This window comes from Arenimonas terrae (assembly GCF_006265115.1).
Classification (GTDB): domain Bacteria; phylum Pseudomonadota; class Gammaproteobacteria; order Xanthomonadales; family Xanthomonadaceae; genus Arenimonas; species Arenimonas terrae.
This window is the reverse complement of the sequence record NZ_SMDR01000003.1, coordinates 91455-109613: the sequence shown is the minus strand read 5'-3', so window position 1 is coordinate 109613 and position 18159 is coordinate 91455. Positions and strand designations below refer to the sequence as shown.

At 71.1% G+C, this 18159-nt stretch carries 11 protein-coding genes; 6 read left to right on the top strand and 5 right to left on the bottom strand.

The features are described from left to right. The first annotated feature begins 49 nt into the window (after positions 1–49). The gene (gene polA / locus E1B00_RS12200; protein WP_139449183.1) at positions 50–2782 is read left to right on the top strand and encodes a DNA polymerase I; all 2733 of its coding nucleotides are present in this window, start codon (positions 50–52) and stop codon (positions 2780–2782) included. A gap of 258 nt (positions 2783–3040) precedes the next feature. Here polA and hemF read toward each other — a convergent pair whose 3' ends face one another. Beyond that, a complete protein-coding gene (hemF, locus tag E1B00_RS12195; protein ID WP_246048698.1) occupies positions 3041–4105 on the bottom strand; it encodes an oxygen-dependent coproporphyrinogen oxidase in 1065 nt (354 codons plus the stop codon). A gap of 68 nt (positions 4106–4173) precedes the next feature. On the opposite strand from hemF, the gene E1B00_RS12185 reads away from it, so the two are divergent. Further along, positions 4174–5127: a chorismate transformation FkbO/Hyg5 family protein gene (locus tag E1B00_RS12185; RefSeq protein ID WP_139449182.1), complete on the top strand. Its 954-nt coding sequence runs from the start codon at positions 4174–4176 to the stop codon at positions 5125–5127. A gap of 70 nt (positions 5128–5197) precedes the next feature. On the opposite strand, the gene E1B00_RS12180 is transcribed toward E1B00_RS12185, so the two are convergent. Next, complete coding sequence (locus tag E1B00_RS12180) at positions 5198–7588, bottom strand: S9 family peptidase (RefSeq protein WP_425456507.1); 2391 nt, start codon at positions 7586–7588, stop codon at positions 5198–5200. A gap of 118 nt (positions 7589–7706) precedes the next feature. Between E1B00_RS12180 and E1B00_RS12175 the strand changes: the two genes are divergently transcribed. Both E1B00_RS12175 and E1B00_RS12170 read left to right on the top strand, forming a co-directional pair. Further along, positions 7707–7961, top strand: coding sequence for a YcgL domain-containing protein (locus E1B00_RS12175; protein ID WP_139449180.1), 255 nt, complete (start codon positions 7707–7709; stop codon positions 7959–7961). After that, on the top strand, positions 7954–11238 hold the full coding sequence (locus E1B00_RS12170; protein ID WP_139449178.1) for an ankyrin repeat domain-containing protein: 3285 nt from the start codon (positions 7954–7956) through the stop codon (positions 11236–11238). The genes E1B00_RS12175 and E1B00_RS12170 overlap by 8 nt, the downstream gene beginning before the upstream one ends. Before the next feature lie 6 nt (positions 11239–11244). Here E1B00_RS12170 and E1B00_RS12165 read toward each other — a convergent pair whose 3' ends face one another. After that, complete coding sequence (locus tag E1B00_RS12165) at positions 11245–13053, bottom strand: monovalent cation:proton antiporter-2 (CPA2) family protein (protein WP_139449176.1); 1809 nt, start codon at positions 13051–13053, stop codon at positions 11245–11247. Between the two features lie 131 nt (positions 13054–13184). Here E1B00_RS12165 and E1B00_RS12160 point away from each other — a divergent pair, with 131 nt between their 5' ends. Next, the gene (locus E1B00_RS12160; RefSeq protein ID WP_139449174.1) at positions 13185–13988 is read left to right on the top strand and encodes an energy transducer TonB; all 804 of its coding nucleotides are present in this window, start codon (positions 13185–13187) and stop codon (positions 13986–13988) included. A gap of 58 nt (positions 13989–14046) precedes the next feature. Here E1B00_RS12160 and rho read toward each other — a convergent pair whose 3' ends face one another. Both rho and trxA read right to left on the bottom strand, forming a co-directional pair. Continuing rightward, a complete protein-coding gene (gene rho / locus E1B00_RS12155; RefSeq protein ID WP_425456506.1) occupies positions 14047–15762 on the bottom strand; it encodes a transcription termination factor Rho in 1716 nt (571 codons plus the stop codon). 176 nt (positions 15763–15938) lie between these two features. Beyond that, complete coding sequence (gene trxA / locus E1B00_RS12150) at positions 15939–16265, bottom strand: thioredoxin TrxA (protein ID WP_139449170.1); 327 nt, start codon at positions 16263–16265, stop codon at positions 15939–15941. A gap of 171 nt (positions 16266–16436) precedes the next feature. On the opposite strand from trxA, the gene rhlB reads away from it, so the two are divergent. Continuing rightward, the gene (rhlB, locus tag E1B00_RS12145) at positions 16437–18137 is read left to right on the top strand and encodes an ATP-dependent RNA helicase RhlB (RefSeq protein ID WP_139449168.1); all 1701 of its coding nucleotides are present in this window, start codon (positions 16437–16439) and stop codon (positions 18135–18137) included. Positions 18138–18159 lie beyond the last annotated feature (22 nt).

The window sequence follows — 18159 nt, the reverse complement described above, 5'->3', positions numbered from 1 at the left end:
CAAGGCCCCGCCGGCTTAGAATCGCGTTCTGCCCATGCCAGGCCACGCCATGTCCCGCCTCGTCCTGATCGACGGCTCGTCCTACCTCTACCGCGCCTTCCACGCGCTGCCGCCGCTGACCGCGCCCGATGGCTCGCCCAGCGGCGCCCTGTTCGGCATCGTCAACATGCTGCGCGCGACGCTGAAGGAGAACCCGGACTTCACCGCCTTCGTGGTGGACGCCTCCGGCCCGACCTTCCGCGATGCGCTTTACCCCGAGTACAAGGCCAACCGGCCGCCCATGCCCGACGAACTGCGCGCCCAGGTCGAGCCGATGATGCAGATCGTCGAGGCCCTGGGTTTTCCGATCCTTCGTGTGTCGGGCGTCGAGGCCGACGACGTGATCGGCACGCTGGCCCTGCAGGCGCACGCCGCCGGCATCCCGGTCACCATCTCCACCGGCGACAAGGATTTCGCCCAGCTGGTGCGGCCGGGCATCACGCTCACCAACACCATGACCGGCAGCGTGCTCGACGACGCCGGCGTGTTCGAGAAGTTCGGCGTGCGCCCGGACCAGGTCGTCGACCTGCTGGCCCTGATGGGCGACACCGTCGACAACGTGCCCGGCGTGGACAAGTGCGGCCCCAAGACCGCGGCCAAATGGCTGGCCGAATACGGCACGCTGGAGGCGGTGATCGCCGGCGCGGAGAAGATCGGCGGCAAGATCGGCGAGAACCTGCGCGCCGCACTGCCGCGCCTGCCGTTGAACCAGCAGCTGGTGACGATCAAGACCGACGTGCCGCTCGACCAGGGCCCGGCCGACCTGAAGCTGCGCGCACGCGACGTCGAGGCGCTGCGCGGGCTCTACACCCGCTACGGCTTCAACGCCGCGCTCAAGGAACTCGACGGCGGAGCGGCCGCGCCGGCGCGCGGCGCGAAGGCCGCCGCACCCGCGGCGGCTCCGGAAGCCGCGCCGGCGGCCGAACTTTCCGCTCCGGGCGAGTACGAATGCGTGACCACGCCCGACCGCCTGCAGCACTGGCTCGCCCAGCTGGCGGCGGCGCCGCTGGTCGCCTTCGACACCGAAACCGACTCGTTGGACCCGATGCGCGCCAACCTGGTCGGCCTGAGCTTCGCGATCGAAGCCGGCAAGGCCTGCTACATCCCGGTCGGCCACGATTACCCGGGTGCGCCGGCCCAGCTGCCGCGCGACTCGGTGCTCGGGGCGCTGCGCCCGGTCCTGGAAGATGCCGGCAAGGCGAAGCTCGGCCAGCACGGCAAGTACGACCTGCACGTGCTGCGCCGGCACGGTGTGACCGTGCGCGGTTATGCCGAGGACACGATGCTCGAGAGCTTCGTGTACAACGCCGGCGGCCTGCGCCACGACATGGATACGCTGGCGCAGAAGTACCTGGGCTACGAGACCATCAAGTACGAACAGGTGGCCGGCAAGGGCGCCAAGCAGATCCTGTTCTCGCAGGTGGCCCTGGATGACGCGACGAAATACGCCGCCGAGGACGCCGACATCACCCTGCGCCTGCACCAGGTGCTGTCGGCGAAGCTGGCCGCCGTGCCCTCGCTGCAGTCGGTCTACCGCGACATCGAGATGCCGCTGGTGCCGGTGCTCGAGCGCATGGAGTTCACCGGCGTGCTGGTGGATGTGGCCGAGCTGCGCCGGCAGAGCGCCGACCTGTCGCAGCGCATGCTGGCCGCGCAGCAGCGCGCGCACGACATCGCCGGCCGCGCCTTCAACCTCGATTCGCCAAAACAGCTCGGAGCGCTGCTGTTCGAGGAACTGAAACTGCCGGCGCTGGTGAAGACGCCGACCGGCGCGCCCTCCACCAACGAGGAGGCGCTGGAGGCGATCGCCGACCAGCACGAGCTGCCACGCCTGATCCTGGAGTACCGCGGCCTGGCCAAGCTGCGCAACACCTACACCGACAAGCTGCCGGAGATGGTCAATCCCGACACCGGCCGCGTGCACACCAGCTACCACCAGGCCGGTGCGGCCACGGGCCGCCTGAGTTCGAACGACCCGAACCTGCAGAACATCCCGATCCGCACCGAGGACGGCCGCCGCATCCGCACCGCCTTCATCGCGCCGCCGGGCAAGCAGATCGTCGCCTGCGACTATTCGCAGATCGAGCTGCGAATCATGGCCCACCTGTCCGAGGACCCCGGCCTGCTGCGCGCCTTCGAGAGCGGCCAGGACGTGCACCGCGCCACCGCCGCCGAAGTATTCGGCACCACGGTGGACAAGGTCACGGGCGACCAGCGCCGCGCCGCCAAGGCGATCAACTTCGGCCTGATGTACGGCATGAGCGCCTTCGGCCTGGCGCGTCAGCTCGGCATCGGCCGTGGCGAGGCGCAGGACTACATCGCGCTCTACTTCGCCCGTTACCCCGGTGTGCGCGACTACATGGAGCGCGTGCGCCAGCAGGCGCGCGAGCAGGGCTATGTCGAAACCGTGTTCGGCCGCCGCCTGCAGCTCAACGAGATCCACTCGCGCAACCAGGCCCAGCGCGCCGGCGCCGAACGCGCCGCGATCAACGCGCCGATGCAGGGCACCGCTGCCGACATCATCAAACGGGCCATGGTGAGCGTGGACGCCTGGCTTGCCGGGCAGGGCGGGCGCGCGACGATGCTGATGCAGGTGCACGACGAACTGGTGTTCGAGGCCGAGGCCGACTTCGTCGACGTGCTGGTGCCGGAGGTGCGCCGCCGCATGGCCGCTGCGGCGGAACTGAAGGTCGCGCTGGTTGTGGACGTGGGAACCGGCAAAAACTGGGACGAAGCGCACTGAACGAGTGACGGATTTCGCCTTGTTTTTCAGGTGTTTGCCAGCGAATGAACGCGTCCTGAATCCAACATTTGCTTAACGTGCCCGTTCACGAACTTCTCATGCTGGCGGATGTCTACTAGGCGCGTCGGATGCAAGGTCCGGCGCAAGGATCACTCCCTCCCCTGAGTGGATCCACCCGGAGCCAGGTTCTCCCCAACCTAGGTCTCCACCTGCCCCGCGGACTTCCCCTGGTCCGCGGGGTTTTTATTTGCGCGGCGCTCAGGCCGGCAGTTCGGCCAGCCAGTCGCGCGGCCGGAGGTAATCGGAAAGCCGCGCCTCGGCGCTGCCCGGTTCGGGCATCCAGGCGTATTCGAAGCGAACGCGCGGCGGCAGGCTCATCAGGATCGATTCGGTGCGGCCGCCGCTCTGCAGGCCGAACAGCGTGCCGCGGTCCCAGACCAGGTTGAACTCGACGTAGCGGCCGCGACGGTAGAGCTGGAACTCGCGTTCGCGCTCGCCGTAGGGCGTGCCGTGGCGGCGGCGCACGATCGGCAGGTAGGCGTCGAGGAAGGCGTCGCCGACCGCGCGCGTGTAGGCGAAGCAGCGCTCGAAGCCGTCGGCGTGCAGGTCGTCGTAGAAGAGCCCGCCGACGCCGCGCGCTTCGTCGCGGTGCCGGAGGAAGAAGTAGCGGTCGCACCAGGCCTTGTGTTCGGCGTAGCGGGTTTCGCCGAAGGGCGCGCACAGGTCGCGCGCCACCGTGTGCCAATGCCGGACGTCGGCATCCACCGGGTAGAAGGGCGTCAGGTCGAATCCGCCGCCGAACCACCAGATCGGGTCGCGGCCTTCCGGCCGCGCCTCGAAGAAGCGCACGTTGGCGTGGGCGGTCGGCACATGCGGGTTGCGCGGGTGGATCACCAGCGACACGCCGACCGCGCGCCAGGGCGCGCCGGCGAGCTCGGGCCGGTGCGCCGTGGCCGAGGGCGGCAGGGTGGCGCCGGAAACGTCGGAGAAGCCGACCCCGGCCTGCTCGAACACCGCCCCCTCCTTGAGGACGCGGGAGCGGCCGCCGCCGCCCAGGGACGGGCCAGTGTCACGGGAGGCAGGATGCCGGGAGTGACCGCCGCCCAGGGACGGGCCAGTGTCACGGGAGGCAGGATGCCGGGAGTGACCGCCGCCCAGGGACGGGCCAGTGTCACGGGAGGCAGGATGCCGGGAGTGACCGCCGCCTTCCGGACGGATCCACTCGTCCTGGGCGAAGCGGCCCCCGTCCACCCCCTCGAAACCGGCGCAGAGGCGGTCCTGCAGGTCGCGCAGGTAGGCGTGGACGGCGGCGAAATCGGACATGGCGGGGCCGGAAGCGGGGGACGCGACATGATAGCCGCCCGTGCCGGCCGCTATAATCGCGCCCAGCAATGACTCCCGCCGCCCTCGCCCCCGCCCGCCTGCGCATCCTCACCGAGCGTCAGGACGAGGCGCTCATCCCGTTCACCTTCGAAGCCGCCGCCGAATCGCCGCTGGCCATCGCCTGCGCGCCACTGGCCGGGCCCCGGGCCGAGGCCTGGCTGGCCGGCGCGATCGGCGAATCCGCGGAAACCCGCGGCGCGGCCTGGGCCCACGGCGAGCACTACGCCCTGGTCGCCGTGGTCGTGGACGAAGCCGGAGGCGACATCGAGGCTGCCGCGACCTGCGCCTACGAACGCCTGCTGGTGGCCGTGCGTCCGTCCGCGCATCCCTACCTGCTGCGGATCTGGAACTACTTCGCGGCGATCAACCGCGGCGACGGCGACGACGAGCGCTACCGGCGCTTCTGCGTCGGCCGCGCCGGCGCCGTGGACGGCATGTTCAACGACCCGCCGCCGGCCGCCACCGCGATCGGCACCGTCGGCGAACCGGGCCGGCTGCAGGTGGTCGCGCTATGTTCGCGCGCGCCGGCGCTGGCGCTCGAAAATCCGCGCCAGACCCCGGCCTGGCGCTATCCGCGCGAACACGGCCGGGTGTCGCCCGGCTTCTCGCGCGGCGCCGTGCTCGATGCCGACACCGCCACGCCGCGCCTGCTGGCCTCCGGCACCGCCAGCATCGTCGGCCATGTCTCCCAGCACCTCGGCGACTTCGCCGAGCAGCTGCGCGAAAGCCTGCGCAACCTCGAGGCGCTGATGGCGGAAGCCGCGGTCAAGACCGGCCGAACGTTCCGGCCCGAAGGCTGCGAGGCCCTGCGCATCTACCTGCGCCACGACGCCGACCTGGCGGCGGCCCAGTCCGTGATGGCCGGCAGCGGCATCCCCACCGAACGCATCAGCTACCTGCGCGGCGACGTCTGCCGGCGCGAGCTCGACGTCGAACTCGAAGGCGTATTCGCCGCCAGCTGATACCGGCGGGCTTCCCAGAATGAAAAGGGGCGGACCGTTGCCGGTCCGCCCCTTCGTATTGCGCGGAGCCTCAGGGTTTGAGGCTGCGCTCGAACAGCTGCAGGATGCGCCGGTACTGGTCGTACCAGCTTTCCGGATGCTGGTAGGCGTGGCGCTCCAGCGGATAGCTGGCCATCTCCCAGTGGTCCTTCTTGAGCTCGATCAGGCGCTGCGCCAGCCGCACCGAGTCCTGGTAGAAGACGTTGTCGTCGATCATGCCGTGGCTGATCAGCAGGTGGCCGCGCAGGTTCTGCGCGTATTCGATCGGCGAGGACTTGCGGAAGGCCTCGGGGTCGAGCTCGGGCGTGTTGAGGATGTTCGAGGTGTATTCGTGGTTGTAGCTGGTCCAGTCGGTGACCGGGCGCAGCGCGGCGCCGGCCTTGAACTCGTCCGGCGCCCGGAACAGCGCCATGAAGCTCATGAAGCCGCCGTAGCTGCCGCCGTAGATGCCGACGTTGGCGGCGTCGCCCTGGTGCTGCGCCACCATGTACTTCACGCCGTCCAGGTAGTCCTCCAGTTCCGGGTGGCCCATCTGGCGGTAGATCGCCGTGCGCCAGTCGCGGCCGTAACCCTCGGAGGCGCGGTAGTCGAGGTCGAGCACGATGTAGCCGCGTTCGACCAGCAGCTGGTGGAACATCTGCTCGCGGAAATACACCGGGAAACGCGCGTGCACGTTCTGCAGGTAGCCGGCGCCGTGCACGAACATCACCACCGGGTACTTGCGGCCGGCCTCGAGCGTCGCCGGGCGGTAGAGCTTGCCCCAGATCGTGCCGGCGCCGTGCGTGGACGGCACCTTGACGATCTGCGGCGCCAGCCAGTCACGCGACTTGTAGTCTTCGCTGCGGGTGTCGGTGAGCTTTACCGCCTCGCCGCCGGCGACCGGCTGCACCGCCAGCTGCGCCGGCGTGTGGTGCGCCGACCAGCGCAGCAGCAGGCGCGAACCATCGGGCGAAAGCGCGTACGACTCGACGCCGTCGAGCGCGGTGACTTCGCGCACTTCGCCGCCGGTGCTGGGCACCGCGCAGACTTCGTAGTCGCCCGGCCACTCGCGGTTGCAGACGAAATAGGCGGTGCTGCCGTCGGGCGACCACTGCGGCGAGGAGGCTTCCCAGCTGCCGCGCGTCAGCGCATTGGCGCGCTGGCCCGGCACCACGGTGTACAGGTGCGAATAGCCGGTTTCCTCAGACAGGAACCAGAGCGTGCGACCGCCCGGCAGCCAGCCGAAATCGTTGAAGTTCCAGTTGATCCAGGCCGGGTCGGTGAGCCGGTGCGTGGGCACCAGCTTGCCGGCGCCCAGGTCCACGGTGGCGATCCAGCGGTCCTTGTTGTCGACCGCGCGCGCCATCACCGCGGCATTGGCGCCGTCGTCGCTCCAGCTGATGCCGTCCAGGCGCACCGGGCGGTCGCCCTTGAGCGCATCGAGCTTGGCGGCCTTGCGCAGGTCGGCCAGCGGGTCGCTGCCGATGCCGGGCAGGTTCGACAGCGCCAGGTCGCGCACGCTGCCGTCGCGAAGGTCCACCAGCTTGAGCTGCTGGCCCTGCGGCGGATTGCGGCCGACGCGCACGCGCACGTCCTCGGCTTCTTCGTAACCCGATTCGGTGACGTACTTGGGCATCTTGCCGCCGCGGCCGCGGTCGCCGCCCTTGGGCTGGACCACCACCAGCAGCCAGCGGCCGTCGGGCGAGAGCGCGGTGTTGGCGATCTCGATCTTGTCGCCGAGGAACACCGGCGCGGCAGCGCGCGTGGGGTCGGCCTTGCGGTTGGCTTCGGCCTGGTCGCGCAGCTGTTCGCGGAACTGTTTTTCGCGCGCCAGCGCCGCGCTCAGGCGCAGCTGGTGGTCGCGCAGGGCGTCGGCGTCCGGGGCGGCGGCGGGATCCTTCTCGGCACGCGGCAGCGCCACCGGCTGCGCGAGGCGGGTATCGGGCGACCAGCGGAACCAGTCGTTGCCGACGCGCCAGATCACGCCGCGGCCGTCAGCGGCGAAGCGGGCCTCGCCCTCGGCCTCGGCGCTGCGGGTCAGCTGGGTCAGGGCGCCGCCGAGTTCGCGCAGGAAGACGTCGCCGTTGCGCACGAACACCGCGCGACGTCGGCTGGCGTCGAATTCGACCTGGGCGGTGTCCAGCGTCGCCAGGTCGGCGCCTTCGACCTTGACGGCCGCGCCGCCGGCGATCGGCTGGCGCCAGGTGTCGCGCACCGGCGAGCCGGCGCGCTTGAGCGTGAAATAGGCCTGCTGGCCGTCGAGCGCCCACCACGCGGTTTCCACCGGCGGGCCGATCCAGTCCGGATGGGCCATGGCCTGGTCCAGCGTCAGGGCCGGCGCCGATGCCGGTGTCGAAGACGGGCTTTGTGCGCCGGCCATCGTCGCGCAGGCGGCGAAGGCGACGGCGGTCAGCCGGGCGAGGGCGGTGGGGCGGTGGCGCATGGCGGCTCCGGGGTTCAGGCAGGCCGGCAAGACTAACAAAGGCGGCCGCGCCGTCGCCCGTGCTGCTTCTCCCATGCGCCGTTTGCGGCGACAATCCCCGGATTCCGCCGGCGCGCCCATGCAAACCTTCATCTACAAGTCCCTGCGCAAGCCCGATACCTATCTCTACCTGCGCAAGCGGGACGATTTCGCCGTGCTGCCCGAGGCGGTGCGGGCGCCGCTGGGCGATCTGGTCTTCGTGATGGAGCTGGCGCTGACCGAGGAGCGTAAGCTGGCCCGCGCCGACGCCGCCGTCGTGCGCCTGAACCTGGCCACGCACGGCTTCCACCTGCAGTTCCCGCCCACCGTGCTGGACCCGATGGTCGATGGCTGAAGCCCGCCGTCCCGGTCTCGCCTGGGCCTGGCTGGCGCTGGGCGCCGGCCTGTCCCTGTTGCCGCTTTGGGCCCATCCGGCAGCGCTGCTGGGCACCTGGTTGGCCCAGCCGGCCCTCGTGCGGGGCCTGGCGCTGCAGCGTGGCCTGCGTGTCGATGCCGGCGGCCGCGACGATGTCCTGCCGCTCGCGGCGCTGTGGGCCGTGGGTTTCGCCGGCCTGGCCCTGGCGGCGGGCTGGCCCCTGTCGGCGCTGCGCGACACCGGCTCGCTGGCGGCTGCGCTGGCGCTGAGCGGCATGGTCGGCGCCGCCCTGCTCTGCCTGTGGCGGGCCTGGCCGGCCTTCGGCCTGGCCGGGCGTGAAGGCGGCCGGCTGCCGGCGCTGGTGGCTGCGGTCGGCTCCGGAGGACCGGCCGACGCCGGTCGCGGCTTCGTGGTCGCCGTGGCCGTGCTGGTCGTGCTGGCCGGCGGCCTGCTGCTGGCCTGGCCCGGCCTGGTGCCCGCGGGCTGGCGTCCGGCCGCGGTGCTGGCGCAGCTCGCGAGCACGCTGCTGGCCCATGCCCTGGTCCAGCGTTTTGGCGCCGCGCCTTCACCGCCGCCGGTGCTGTCGCTGCCGATCTACGGCGACGAGGTCGACGACGAAGTTCCCGCGCCAATCGCAGTGGACGACGAAGATCCCGATGCGCAGCTGTATGCCGCCGCGCGCGCCGGCCGGATCGAGGCCGCCCTGGCGGCGCTGGAGGCCGGTGCCGACCCCGCCGCCGAACCGCTGCCCGAAGATCGCGACCAGCGCACGCTGCCGATGCTCGCCGCGCTGCTGGGCGACCTGCGCCTGCTGCGCGAGCTGATCGCGCGCGGCGTGGACCTCAACGAGGAGCACGGCGGGCTGACGCCGCTGCTGGCCGCCACCCGCGACAGCTGGCACGGCCGTCCGGAAGCGGTGATGACCCTGCTCGCCAACGGCGCCGACGCCCGCCGCGCCGACGCCGACGGCAACACGCCGCTGCACCACGCCGCACGCAGTACCGATCCGGCAGTCGCGGCCCTGCTGCTCGACGCCGGCGCTTCGCTCGAGGCGCTCAACGCCGAAGGATTCAGCCCGCTGGGCATCGCCTGCGCGGCCGGCAACTGGCGGCTGGCGCGCTTCCTGATCGAGCGCGGCGCCAAGCCCGAGCCCAAGGACGGCCAACCGGCCCTGCTGGCCGCGGTCGCCGGCGACGATGATCCAGCCGGCGTGCAGCTGCTGCTGCGGCACAAGGCGCGCGTGGATGCCCGCGGCGCCCGTCAGCGCACGGCCCTGCTGCTGGCCTGCGCGGCCGGCAACGCCGATATCGTCGGCGAGCTGCTCGACGCCGGCGCCGACCGCAACGCCCGCGACGCCGACGACATGACGCCGCTGCTGGAAACCGCCCGCGGCGGGCACGCTGCGGTGCTGTCGCGCCTGGCGCAGGCCCGTCCCGACGTCACGACGGCGGACGCCCGCGGCCGCAACGCCCTGGTGCTGGCGGCCGAAGCCGGCGTGCCGCCGGAGTTCCTGCGCCATCTGATCGCGCTCGGCGTCAGCCCCGAACAGCGTGACGGAGACGGCCGCCGCGCGCTCGAACACGCGCTGGGCAGCGGTCGCTGGCCCCTGGTCGCCGTGCTCGATCCGACCTACCCGCTGCCGGCGAGTGTCGCCGAAGGCCTGTCCGAGGGCCATTTCGAAAAGACCCCGCGCGAACTGCTGCGCGAGGCCCTGCTCGCCGACCGCCGCGAATCCGCCGAAGCCATGCTGCGCCTGGGCGCCGGCCCGGACGAACGCGGCATGGCCTCGCTGCTGCTGGAGTTCGCCGGTGAAGGCGACGGCGTCGCGCTGGAGTGGCTGCTGCGCCATGGCGCCAGCGCCGACCGCATCATCGATGGCGAGGACAGCGTGCTTTTCCACCTGCTCGGCCGCGGCGGCCATGCCGCCGGCGCGCTGCACCGCCTGCTCGAGCGCGGCCAGCCGGTCGGCGGCGTCGGCGGCCTGGCGCGCTGGCTGCAGGCCTGCATGGACGCCGAACACACCAGCCGCGGCCACGAGCAGATGGCGCTGATGCTGCTCGATCGCGGCGCCGACGCCTTCGGCGGTGCGCCCTCCGACCCGCCGCTGGGCCTCGCGATCCGGCTCGGCTGGCTGCGCCTGGCCGAAGCCCTGCTGGCCGCCGGCGCCGACCCGAACGCCCGTGACAGCCGCGGCCACACCGCGCTGCACTGCGCTGCCACGCTGGGCCGCGAAGGCGCGCTGCGCGTACTGATCCGCCATGGCGCCTCGCCGGCGCTGTCGGCGCCCGACGGCCAGACGCCGCTGGGCCTGGCGCTGGCGGCGGACCGGCGCGAACTGTCGCACTGGCTGGAATGGCGACAGTGGCAGCTGCCGGGCCGCGCCCTGCAGCCGGCCGACCTGCCGTCGGCGGCCATGGCGGGCGACGCCGAAGCGGTGCTGCGCCTGCTCGAGCTGGGCTTGCCGGTGGACGGTATCGACGCCCAGGGTTGCAGCGCCCTGCTGCGCGCCGCCGGCGGTGGCCACGACGTGGTGGTGGCCCTGCTGCTCGAACGCGGCGCCGACACCGCGCTGTCGGCCCGCACCGGCGCCACGCCGCTGTCGGCGGCGATCAGCATGCGCCATGTCGGCGTGGTCGATCAGCTGCTGCGCGCCGGCGCGGCGCCCGACCTGCCGCTGCCGGGCGACGTGACGCCGCTGATGCTCGCGGCCGCGCTGGGCCAGCCCGAACTGATCTCGCGCCTGCTCGCGCACGGTGCCGACGCCCAGGCGCGCGACGCGCAGGGCCTGGGTCCGCTGCACTGTGCGGCCCTGCATGCGTTCTCCTCGCGCGACCGCCAGCGCGTGCTGGCCCTGGTGGACGTGCTGCTGTTGGCCGATGTCGGTGCCGACGAAGCCAACGGCAGTGGCCAGACGCCGCTGCTCCTGCTGCTGGGCGCGCGCGCCGAACCGGGCACCGCCTGCGACGAGGACGTTCTGCTGGCGGCGCTGGAGCGGCTGCTGGGCGAAGACGTCAGCCTCGACGCGCAGGACCAGCGCGGGTTCACCCCGCTGCACCTGGCGGCCATGCACGGCCTGCCGCGGGTCGTGCAGCGCCTGCTGCGCGAAGGCGCGAATCGCCAGGCCCGCGATTCGCTCGGGCGCACGCCGCACGACATCGCGGTGCTGCGCGGTTTCGTCGACGTGGCGGCGGAGTTCGAGCCGGCGCGTGGCGGGGCGCCGTCGCTGGCGCGGTTCCTGCGTGATCCGCGGAACTGACCGCGGCTAGCGCCCCGCGTCGCCGTCGTCGTCCGACGGAACGTCCGCCTCGAACAGCGTCTCGAGCTCGCGCTGCGCCTCCTGCGCCGAGGCCACCAGGGCCGCTTCGTCGTCGTAGACGAGGTGCTGCTGGCGCAGCAGCTTCTCGTCGTGCTCGCGGAAGCGTTCGGTGTTGCGCGCGGCCTCTTCCGGCGGCACGCCCAGGGCCTCCATCACGCGGCGGCCCATGACCAGGCTGGAATGGAACGTCTCGCGCGTCACCTGCACGTCCATGTCCATCAGCTTGAAGGCGTGCTGGCGGTTGCGCGCCCGTGCGTAGATCTTCAGGTGCGGGAACAGGCGCTTGACGATGCGCGCGGTGCGCACGTTGGCTTCCGGATCGTCGGTGGTGAGCACGAACACCTCGGCGCGGTCGGCGTGCGCGGCGCGAAGCAGTTCGGGCCGGGCCGGGTCGCCGAAGTAGATCTTGTTGCCAAAGCGGCGCAGGAAATCGACCTGGTCGGCGCTGGTTTCGAGCGCGGTGAACGGGATCTTCTGCGCCCGCAGCATGCGCCCGACGATCTGACCGACGCGGCCGAAGCCGGCGATGATCACCCGCGGGTGTTCGTGGTCGATCGGGTCGTGCGCGCGCTCGGGCCCGGCGTCGGGTTCCCGGGTCAGCCAGCGGGAGACGCCGATCAGCAGCAGCGGCGTGGCCGCCATCGACAGGCCGACCATCGCGAACAGCTGGTCGCGCAGCGCGGCGTCGATCAGGCCCGCCTTCAGCGCCTCGGCGAACACCACGAAGCCGAACTCGCCGCCCATCGACAGCACGGTCGCCAGCATCAGTGCGCGCCGCAGCGGCAGGCCGCCCGCCAGCGTGCCGGCCAACACGAGCATCGTGCCCTTGAGCAGCAGCAGGCCGCACACGCCAAGGGCGATCAGGCCCGGGTTGTCGCCGATCACGTTCAGGTCGATGCTCATGCCGACCGCCATGAAGAACAGGCCCAGGAACAGGCCCTTGAAAGGCTCGATGTGCGATTCGAGCTCGTGCCGGAATTCGGAATCGGCGAGCAGCACGCCGGCGAGGAAGGCGCCCAGGCCCATCGACAGCCCGGCGAACTGCATCAGCCAGGCATTGCCCACCACTACCAGCAGGGCCGTCGCGGTGAACAGTTCGACCAGTTTCGCCCGCGCGACCAGCCGCAGCAGGAATCGGATGACGAAGCGCCCGCCGATCACCACCGCCGCGATCACCACCACTGCGTTGAGCACCGCGTCCAGCGGCGGCACCGAGCGCTCCAGCGCCTTGGCCTGGCCCAGCAGCGGGATCGCCGCCAGCAGCGGGATCGCCACCAGGTCCTGGAACAGCAGGATGGCGAAGGCGACGCGACCGTGTTCGGCGCTCAGCTCCTTGCGCTCGGCCAGCAGCTGCAGGCCGACCGCGGTGGACGACAGCGCCAGGCCCAGGCCCACCACCACCGGCGCCTTCCAGCCCGGCAGCAGGAAGAAGGACAGCCCGGCCGCCAGCGCCAGTCCGGTCAGCAGGACCTGCAGGCCGCCGGTGCCGAACACCTGCCGGCGCATCACCCAGAGCCGTGGCGGGCTCAGCTCCAGGCCGATCACGAACAGCAGCATCACTACGCCGAATTCGGACGCGGCCAGCACGTCCTCCGGGTCGGGCACCAGCTTCAGCCCGTCCGGGCCGATCGCGACGCCGGCCACCAGGTAACCCAGGATCGCGCCGAGTCCCAGGCGCCGGAACAGCGGCACGGCGATCACCGCGGCGACCAGGAAGACCAGGATGATGCCGAGGTAGCCGTCGGATCCGTGCATGGACCGATTATGCGCCAACGGCGTGATGCGCTGAATCGCCAGCCCACCCGGCCGGGATCCGGTCCGCGCGTTGAAACCGGGCAGGGAGCAATGCTGTACTGCGGTCCTGTCCACACCATCGGGAATCGGGAATGAGAGCTGTCTTCGCCGCACTGTTGCTGGGCTGTTCGCTGGGTTCGCCGCCGGCCGCCGCTGCGCCCGACCTGGAGATCTACACCGCCGGCACGACCGGCGAACTCACCATCGACGCCGAGGGCCGGGTGGTCGACCTGTCGCTCGACCGCAAGAAGCTGGGCGACGAGGTGATGCAGGGTTTCGAGCAGCAGATCCGGACGTGGCGGTTCGAGCCGATTGTCGAAGACGGCCGGCCGGTGCGCGCGAAGGCCTACATGTCGCTGCGCCTGCTCGCGATCCGGCAGCCCGGCGTCGACGGCATCCGACTGGCGTTCGAAAGCGTGCGGTTCCGCGATCCTCCCGCCGGCGACGAGGGGGTCGACGAGGCGATCTCCGACAGCCTGGCGCCGCCGCGCTACCCGACGCCGCAGGTCAAGCAGGGAATCGGCGCCCAGGTGGTGCTGATGCTGCGGCTGGATGAACAGGGCCGCGTGGCGGAGGTGGCGACCGAAAGCGTGGACCTGTTCGGCAACGACGTCGGTCGCCGGCCGGGGCAGCACGCCGCCAGCTTCCAGCAGGCCTCGGAGAAAGCTGCGGCCGAGTGGCGGATTCCAAGGTTTTCCGGCCAGGTGGTTTCCGTGCCGGTGCGCTATTCGACCATGAGCGCGCGCGGCGAGCGCTGGATGCGCACGCGCAGCGTGCCGGTCGACGTGCCGGCATGGGTGGAGCTGGAGCGGTCTTCGGCCGGCGTGGTGAGCCTCGGCCCCGACGGCTCGCGGTCGTCGGAACGCTGGAAACTCCTGACCTCGCTGGACGGCTGACGCCCCAAAAGAGAAGGCCCCGCGCGAGCGGGGCCTTCTGCTTTCCGGAGCCGGAACCTTAGCGCTTCATCGAACTGAAGAACTCGTCGTTGGACTTGGTGTTCTTCATCTTCTCGAGCAGGAACTCCATCGCGGCCAGCTCGTCCATCGGGTGCAGCAGCTTCCGCAGGATCCAGATCTTCTGCAGCATGTCCGGCTCGATCAGCAGCTCCTCGCGGCGGGTGCCGGAGCGGTTGATGTTGATGGCCGGGTAGACGCGTTTCTCGGCGATGCGGCGGTCCAGGTGCACTTCCGAATTGCCGGTGCCCTTGAACTCCTCGTAGATCACCTCGTCCATCTTCGAGCCCGTTTCCACCAGGGCTGTCGCGATGATCGTCAGCGAGCCGCCTTCCTCGACGTTGCGGGCCGCGCCGAAGAAACGCTTCGGGCGGTGCAGCGCGTTGGCGTCGACGCCGCCGGTCAGCACCTTGCCGGAGCTCGGAACGACGGTGTTGTAGGCACGGGCCAGGCGGGTGATCGAGTCGAGCATGATCACCACGTCCTTCTTGTGCTCGACCAGCCGCTTGGCGCGCTCGATCACCATCTCGGCGACCTGCACGTGGCGCGCGGCCGGCTCGTCGAAGGTGGACGAGATGACTTCGCCGCGCACGCTGCGCTGCATTTCCGTCACTTCCTCCGGGCGCTCGTCGATCAGCAGCACGATCAGGTGCACGTCCGGATGGTTGTGCAGGATGGCCTGGGCCACGTTCTGCATCAGCATGGTCTTGCCGGCTTTCGGCGGCGAGACGATCAGGGCGCGCTGGCCCTTGCCGATCGGCGACATCAGGTCCATCACGCGGCCGGTGATGTCTTCCGACGAGCCATTGCCGCGCTCGAGCCGGAAGCGCTCGCGCGGGAACAGCGGCGTCAGGTTCTCGAACAGCACCTTGCCCTTCGACGCCTCCGGCGGTTCGCCGTTGATGGTGTCGACGATGTTGAGCGCGACGTAGCGCTCGCCGTCCTTCGGGCTGCGGATGCGGCCGGCGATGTGGTCGCCGGTGCGCAGGTTGAAGCGGCGGATCTGGCTGGGCGAGATGTAGACGTCGTCCGGGCCGGCCAGGTAGCTCGCATCGTCCGAGCGCAGGAAGCCGTAGCCGTCGGGCAGGATCTCGAGCACGCCGTCGCCGGCGACGCCGGCGGGGTGGCGGGTGAGCACCTTGAGCAGGGCGAAGTTGACGTCCTGCTTGCGCATGCGGGCGACGCCCTCATGCAGATTCAGCTTGTCGGCGATCTCCAGCAGCTTGTGCGCCGGCATCCGCTTGAGGTCGTTGAGGCTGTAGACCGGGAAGTCGGGCGGCAGCTGCGGCATCGGGCGGTCGTTGCGCTCGCCGCCGCCGCCGTTGTTGCCGTTGCCGCCTTCCTCGTCGGCGCCGCCGCCACCGCCGCCGCCTTCGCGGTTGCGGAAGCGGTCGCGCTTGTCGCGGAAGCGGTCGCGGCGATGGCGGTTGCGGCCTTCGCGGAAGCCGCCTTCTTCGCCGCCGCCTTCACGCGGGGCGCCGCCCTGGCCTTCCTGTCCGCCACCCTGCGGCTCGCCGCCGCCACCGCCGCCCGATGAGGCGGGCGCAGCCGATGGCGCCTGGCTTTCGGCGCTGCGTTCGGGGGCGGGAGAGGGAGCAGAGACGGGTGCGGGAGCGTCGCTGGAAGGGGCATTGCCGGGATTGGCGGCACGCGGCTTGCGCGGGCGCTTCTCGGCGCTGACGCCGGATTCGTTTTCGTTTTCGGACACGGAATTCACCTCGCGAACGCGAGCGTGGGGGAGGAAGGGGATCTTGCAGAAGAACGGCGCCAGGGGCGCCTGAGTGAGGTAACGCTACCACCGCCAGGGCCGCGCCGACAAGCCGCGCGATGTTCATGTCCCGGCCGGAGCCGGGCTCGCGGGCGCGCCTGGCGGGCGCCCGCGACCGGTTTTGCTCAGAGCGCCTTGTCGATGAACTGGGCGAGCTGGGCCTTGCCGACGGCACCGACCTGGGTCGCCTGGACCTTGCCGTCCTTGAACATCAGCAGGGTCGGGATGCCGCGCACGGCGTAGGCGCGCGGGGTCATCGGGTTGTGGTCGATGTTGAGCTTCACCACCTTCACCTTGCCGGCGTAGGTGTTGGCGAGCTCGTCGACCATCGGGCCGATCATCTTGCAGGGGCCGCACCACTCGGCCCAGAAATCCACCAGCACGGGCGTATCGGACTTGAGCACCTGGGCCTCGAAGTCGGCATCACCCACATGAAGCACCTGGTCGCTCATGCGTCAAACTCCTGATTTTCTTGGGGGATGCGGCCGGTTGCGGCCGCCGTTGGGGTAAACTGGGGCGCTTTCGACCGACTTTCAACCGTCTAGCCGCCGCCCCGGATGCCCGCAGTTTGCGACCCGCCGGGCTGGCCGCGCAAGCGCAGAGCCGCGCACCCAGAGAGACCCATGTCCGATAAACCGCTGACCGATATCGCGTTTTCCAACTTCGAGCTGCATCCGGCGCTGCAGGCCGGCCTCGAGTCCGCAGGCTTCACCCGCTGCACCCCCATCCAGGCCCTGACCCTGCCGATCGCCCTGGCAGGGCGCGATGTCGCCGGCCAGGCCCAGACCGGCACCGGCAAGACCCTGGCCTTCCTGGTCGCCCTGATCAACCGCCTGCTGACCCGCCCGGCCCTGGCCGACCGCAAGCCCGAGGACCCGCGCGCCCTGATCCTGGCGCCGACCCGCGAACTGGCCATCCAGATCCACAAGGACGCGGTGAAGTTCGGCTCCGACCTGGGCCTGCGCTTCGCCCTGGTCTACGGCGGCGTGGACTACGACAAGCAGCGCGAGCTGCTGCAGCAGGGCGTGGACGTGATCATCGCCACCCCCGGCCGCCTGATCGACTACGTGAAGCAGCACAAGGTCGTCTCCCTGCACGCCTGCGAAGTCTGCGTGCTCGACGAAGCCGACCGCATGTTCGACCTGGGCTTCATCAAGGACATCCGCTTCCTGCTGCGGCGCATGCCGATCCGCACCGAGCGCCAGACCCTGCTGTTCAGCGCCACGCTCAGCCACCGCGTGCTGGAGCTGGCCTACGAGCACATGAACGAGCCCGAGAAGCTCGTGGTCGAGACCGAGTTCATCACCGCCGCCAAGGTCCGCCAGGTGGTCTACTTCCCGTCCGACGAGGAGAAGATCCCGCTGCTGATCGGCCTGCTGACCCGCAGCGAGGGCCACCGCACCATGGTGTTCGTGAACACCAAGGTCTGGGTCGAGCGCGTGGCGCGCGGCCTGGAGCGCGCCGGCTTCCGCGTCGGCGTGCTCTCCGGTGACGTGCCGCAGAAGAAGCGCGAGACCCTGCTGGCGCGCTTCCAGAAGGGCCAGCTCGACATCCTGGTCGCCACCGACGTGGCCGCCCGCGGCCTGCACATCGACGGCGTCTCGCACGTCTACAACTACGACCTGCCGTTCGACGCCGAGGACTACGTGCACCGCATCGGCCGCACCGCGCGCCTGGGCGCCGAGGGCGACGCGATCAGCTTCGCCTGCGAGCGTTACGCGATGAGCCTGCCGGACATCGAGGCCTACATCGAGCAGAAGCTGCCGGTGGCCCAGGTCGAGAAGGAGCTGCTGATCCCCGTACCGCGCGCCCCGCGCGCGCCGGTCGAGGGCGACGACGGCGAAGGCGAGAGCGTCAGCGCCATCTTCCGCGAAGTGCGCGAGGCCAAGGCCGCCGAGGACGAACGTCGTGGCGGCCGCGGTGGCCGCAGCGGTTCCGGCGGCGGTGGCCGCGGCGGTCCGGGCGTAGGTTCGCGCGAACGCAGCGGCCCGCGCCCCGGCGCGCACCGCGAGCGCAAGCCGCCCGTGGTGGCCGAAGCCGCCGCGGACGCCGCGCCCGAGCGTCCGGCCCAGCGCCCGGCGCCCTCGTCGCCGATGCAGGTCGATCCGAACGCACCGGCACGCAAGCGCCGCCGCCGTCGCGGCGGTCGTCCCGTCGGTGATGCCGCAGCCGGCGCCGAAGCGGCTGGCAAGCCGCGCGCCGAGCGCAAGCCGGAAGGTTCGGCGGCGCCCGCCGCGCCGGCGTCCGAGAAGCCTTCGCTGCTTGGCCGCATCAAGGCCGGCCTGAAGTCCCTGGTCAAGCGTTCGCCGCCTTCGGGCCACTGATCCGCCGATCGGTCGGGAGGGG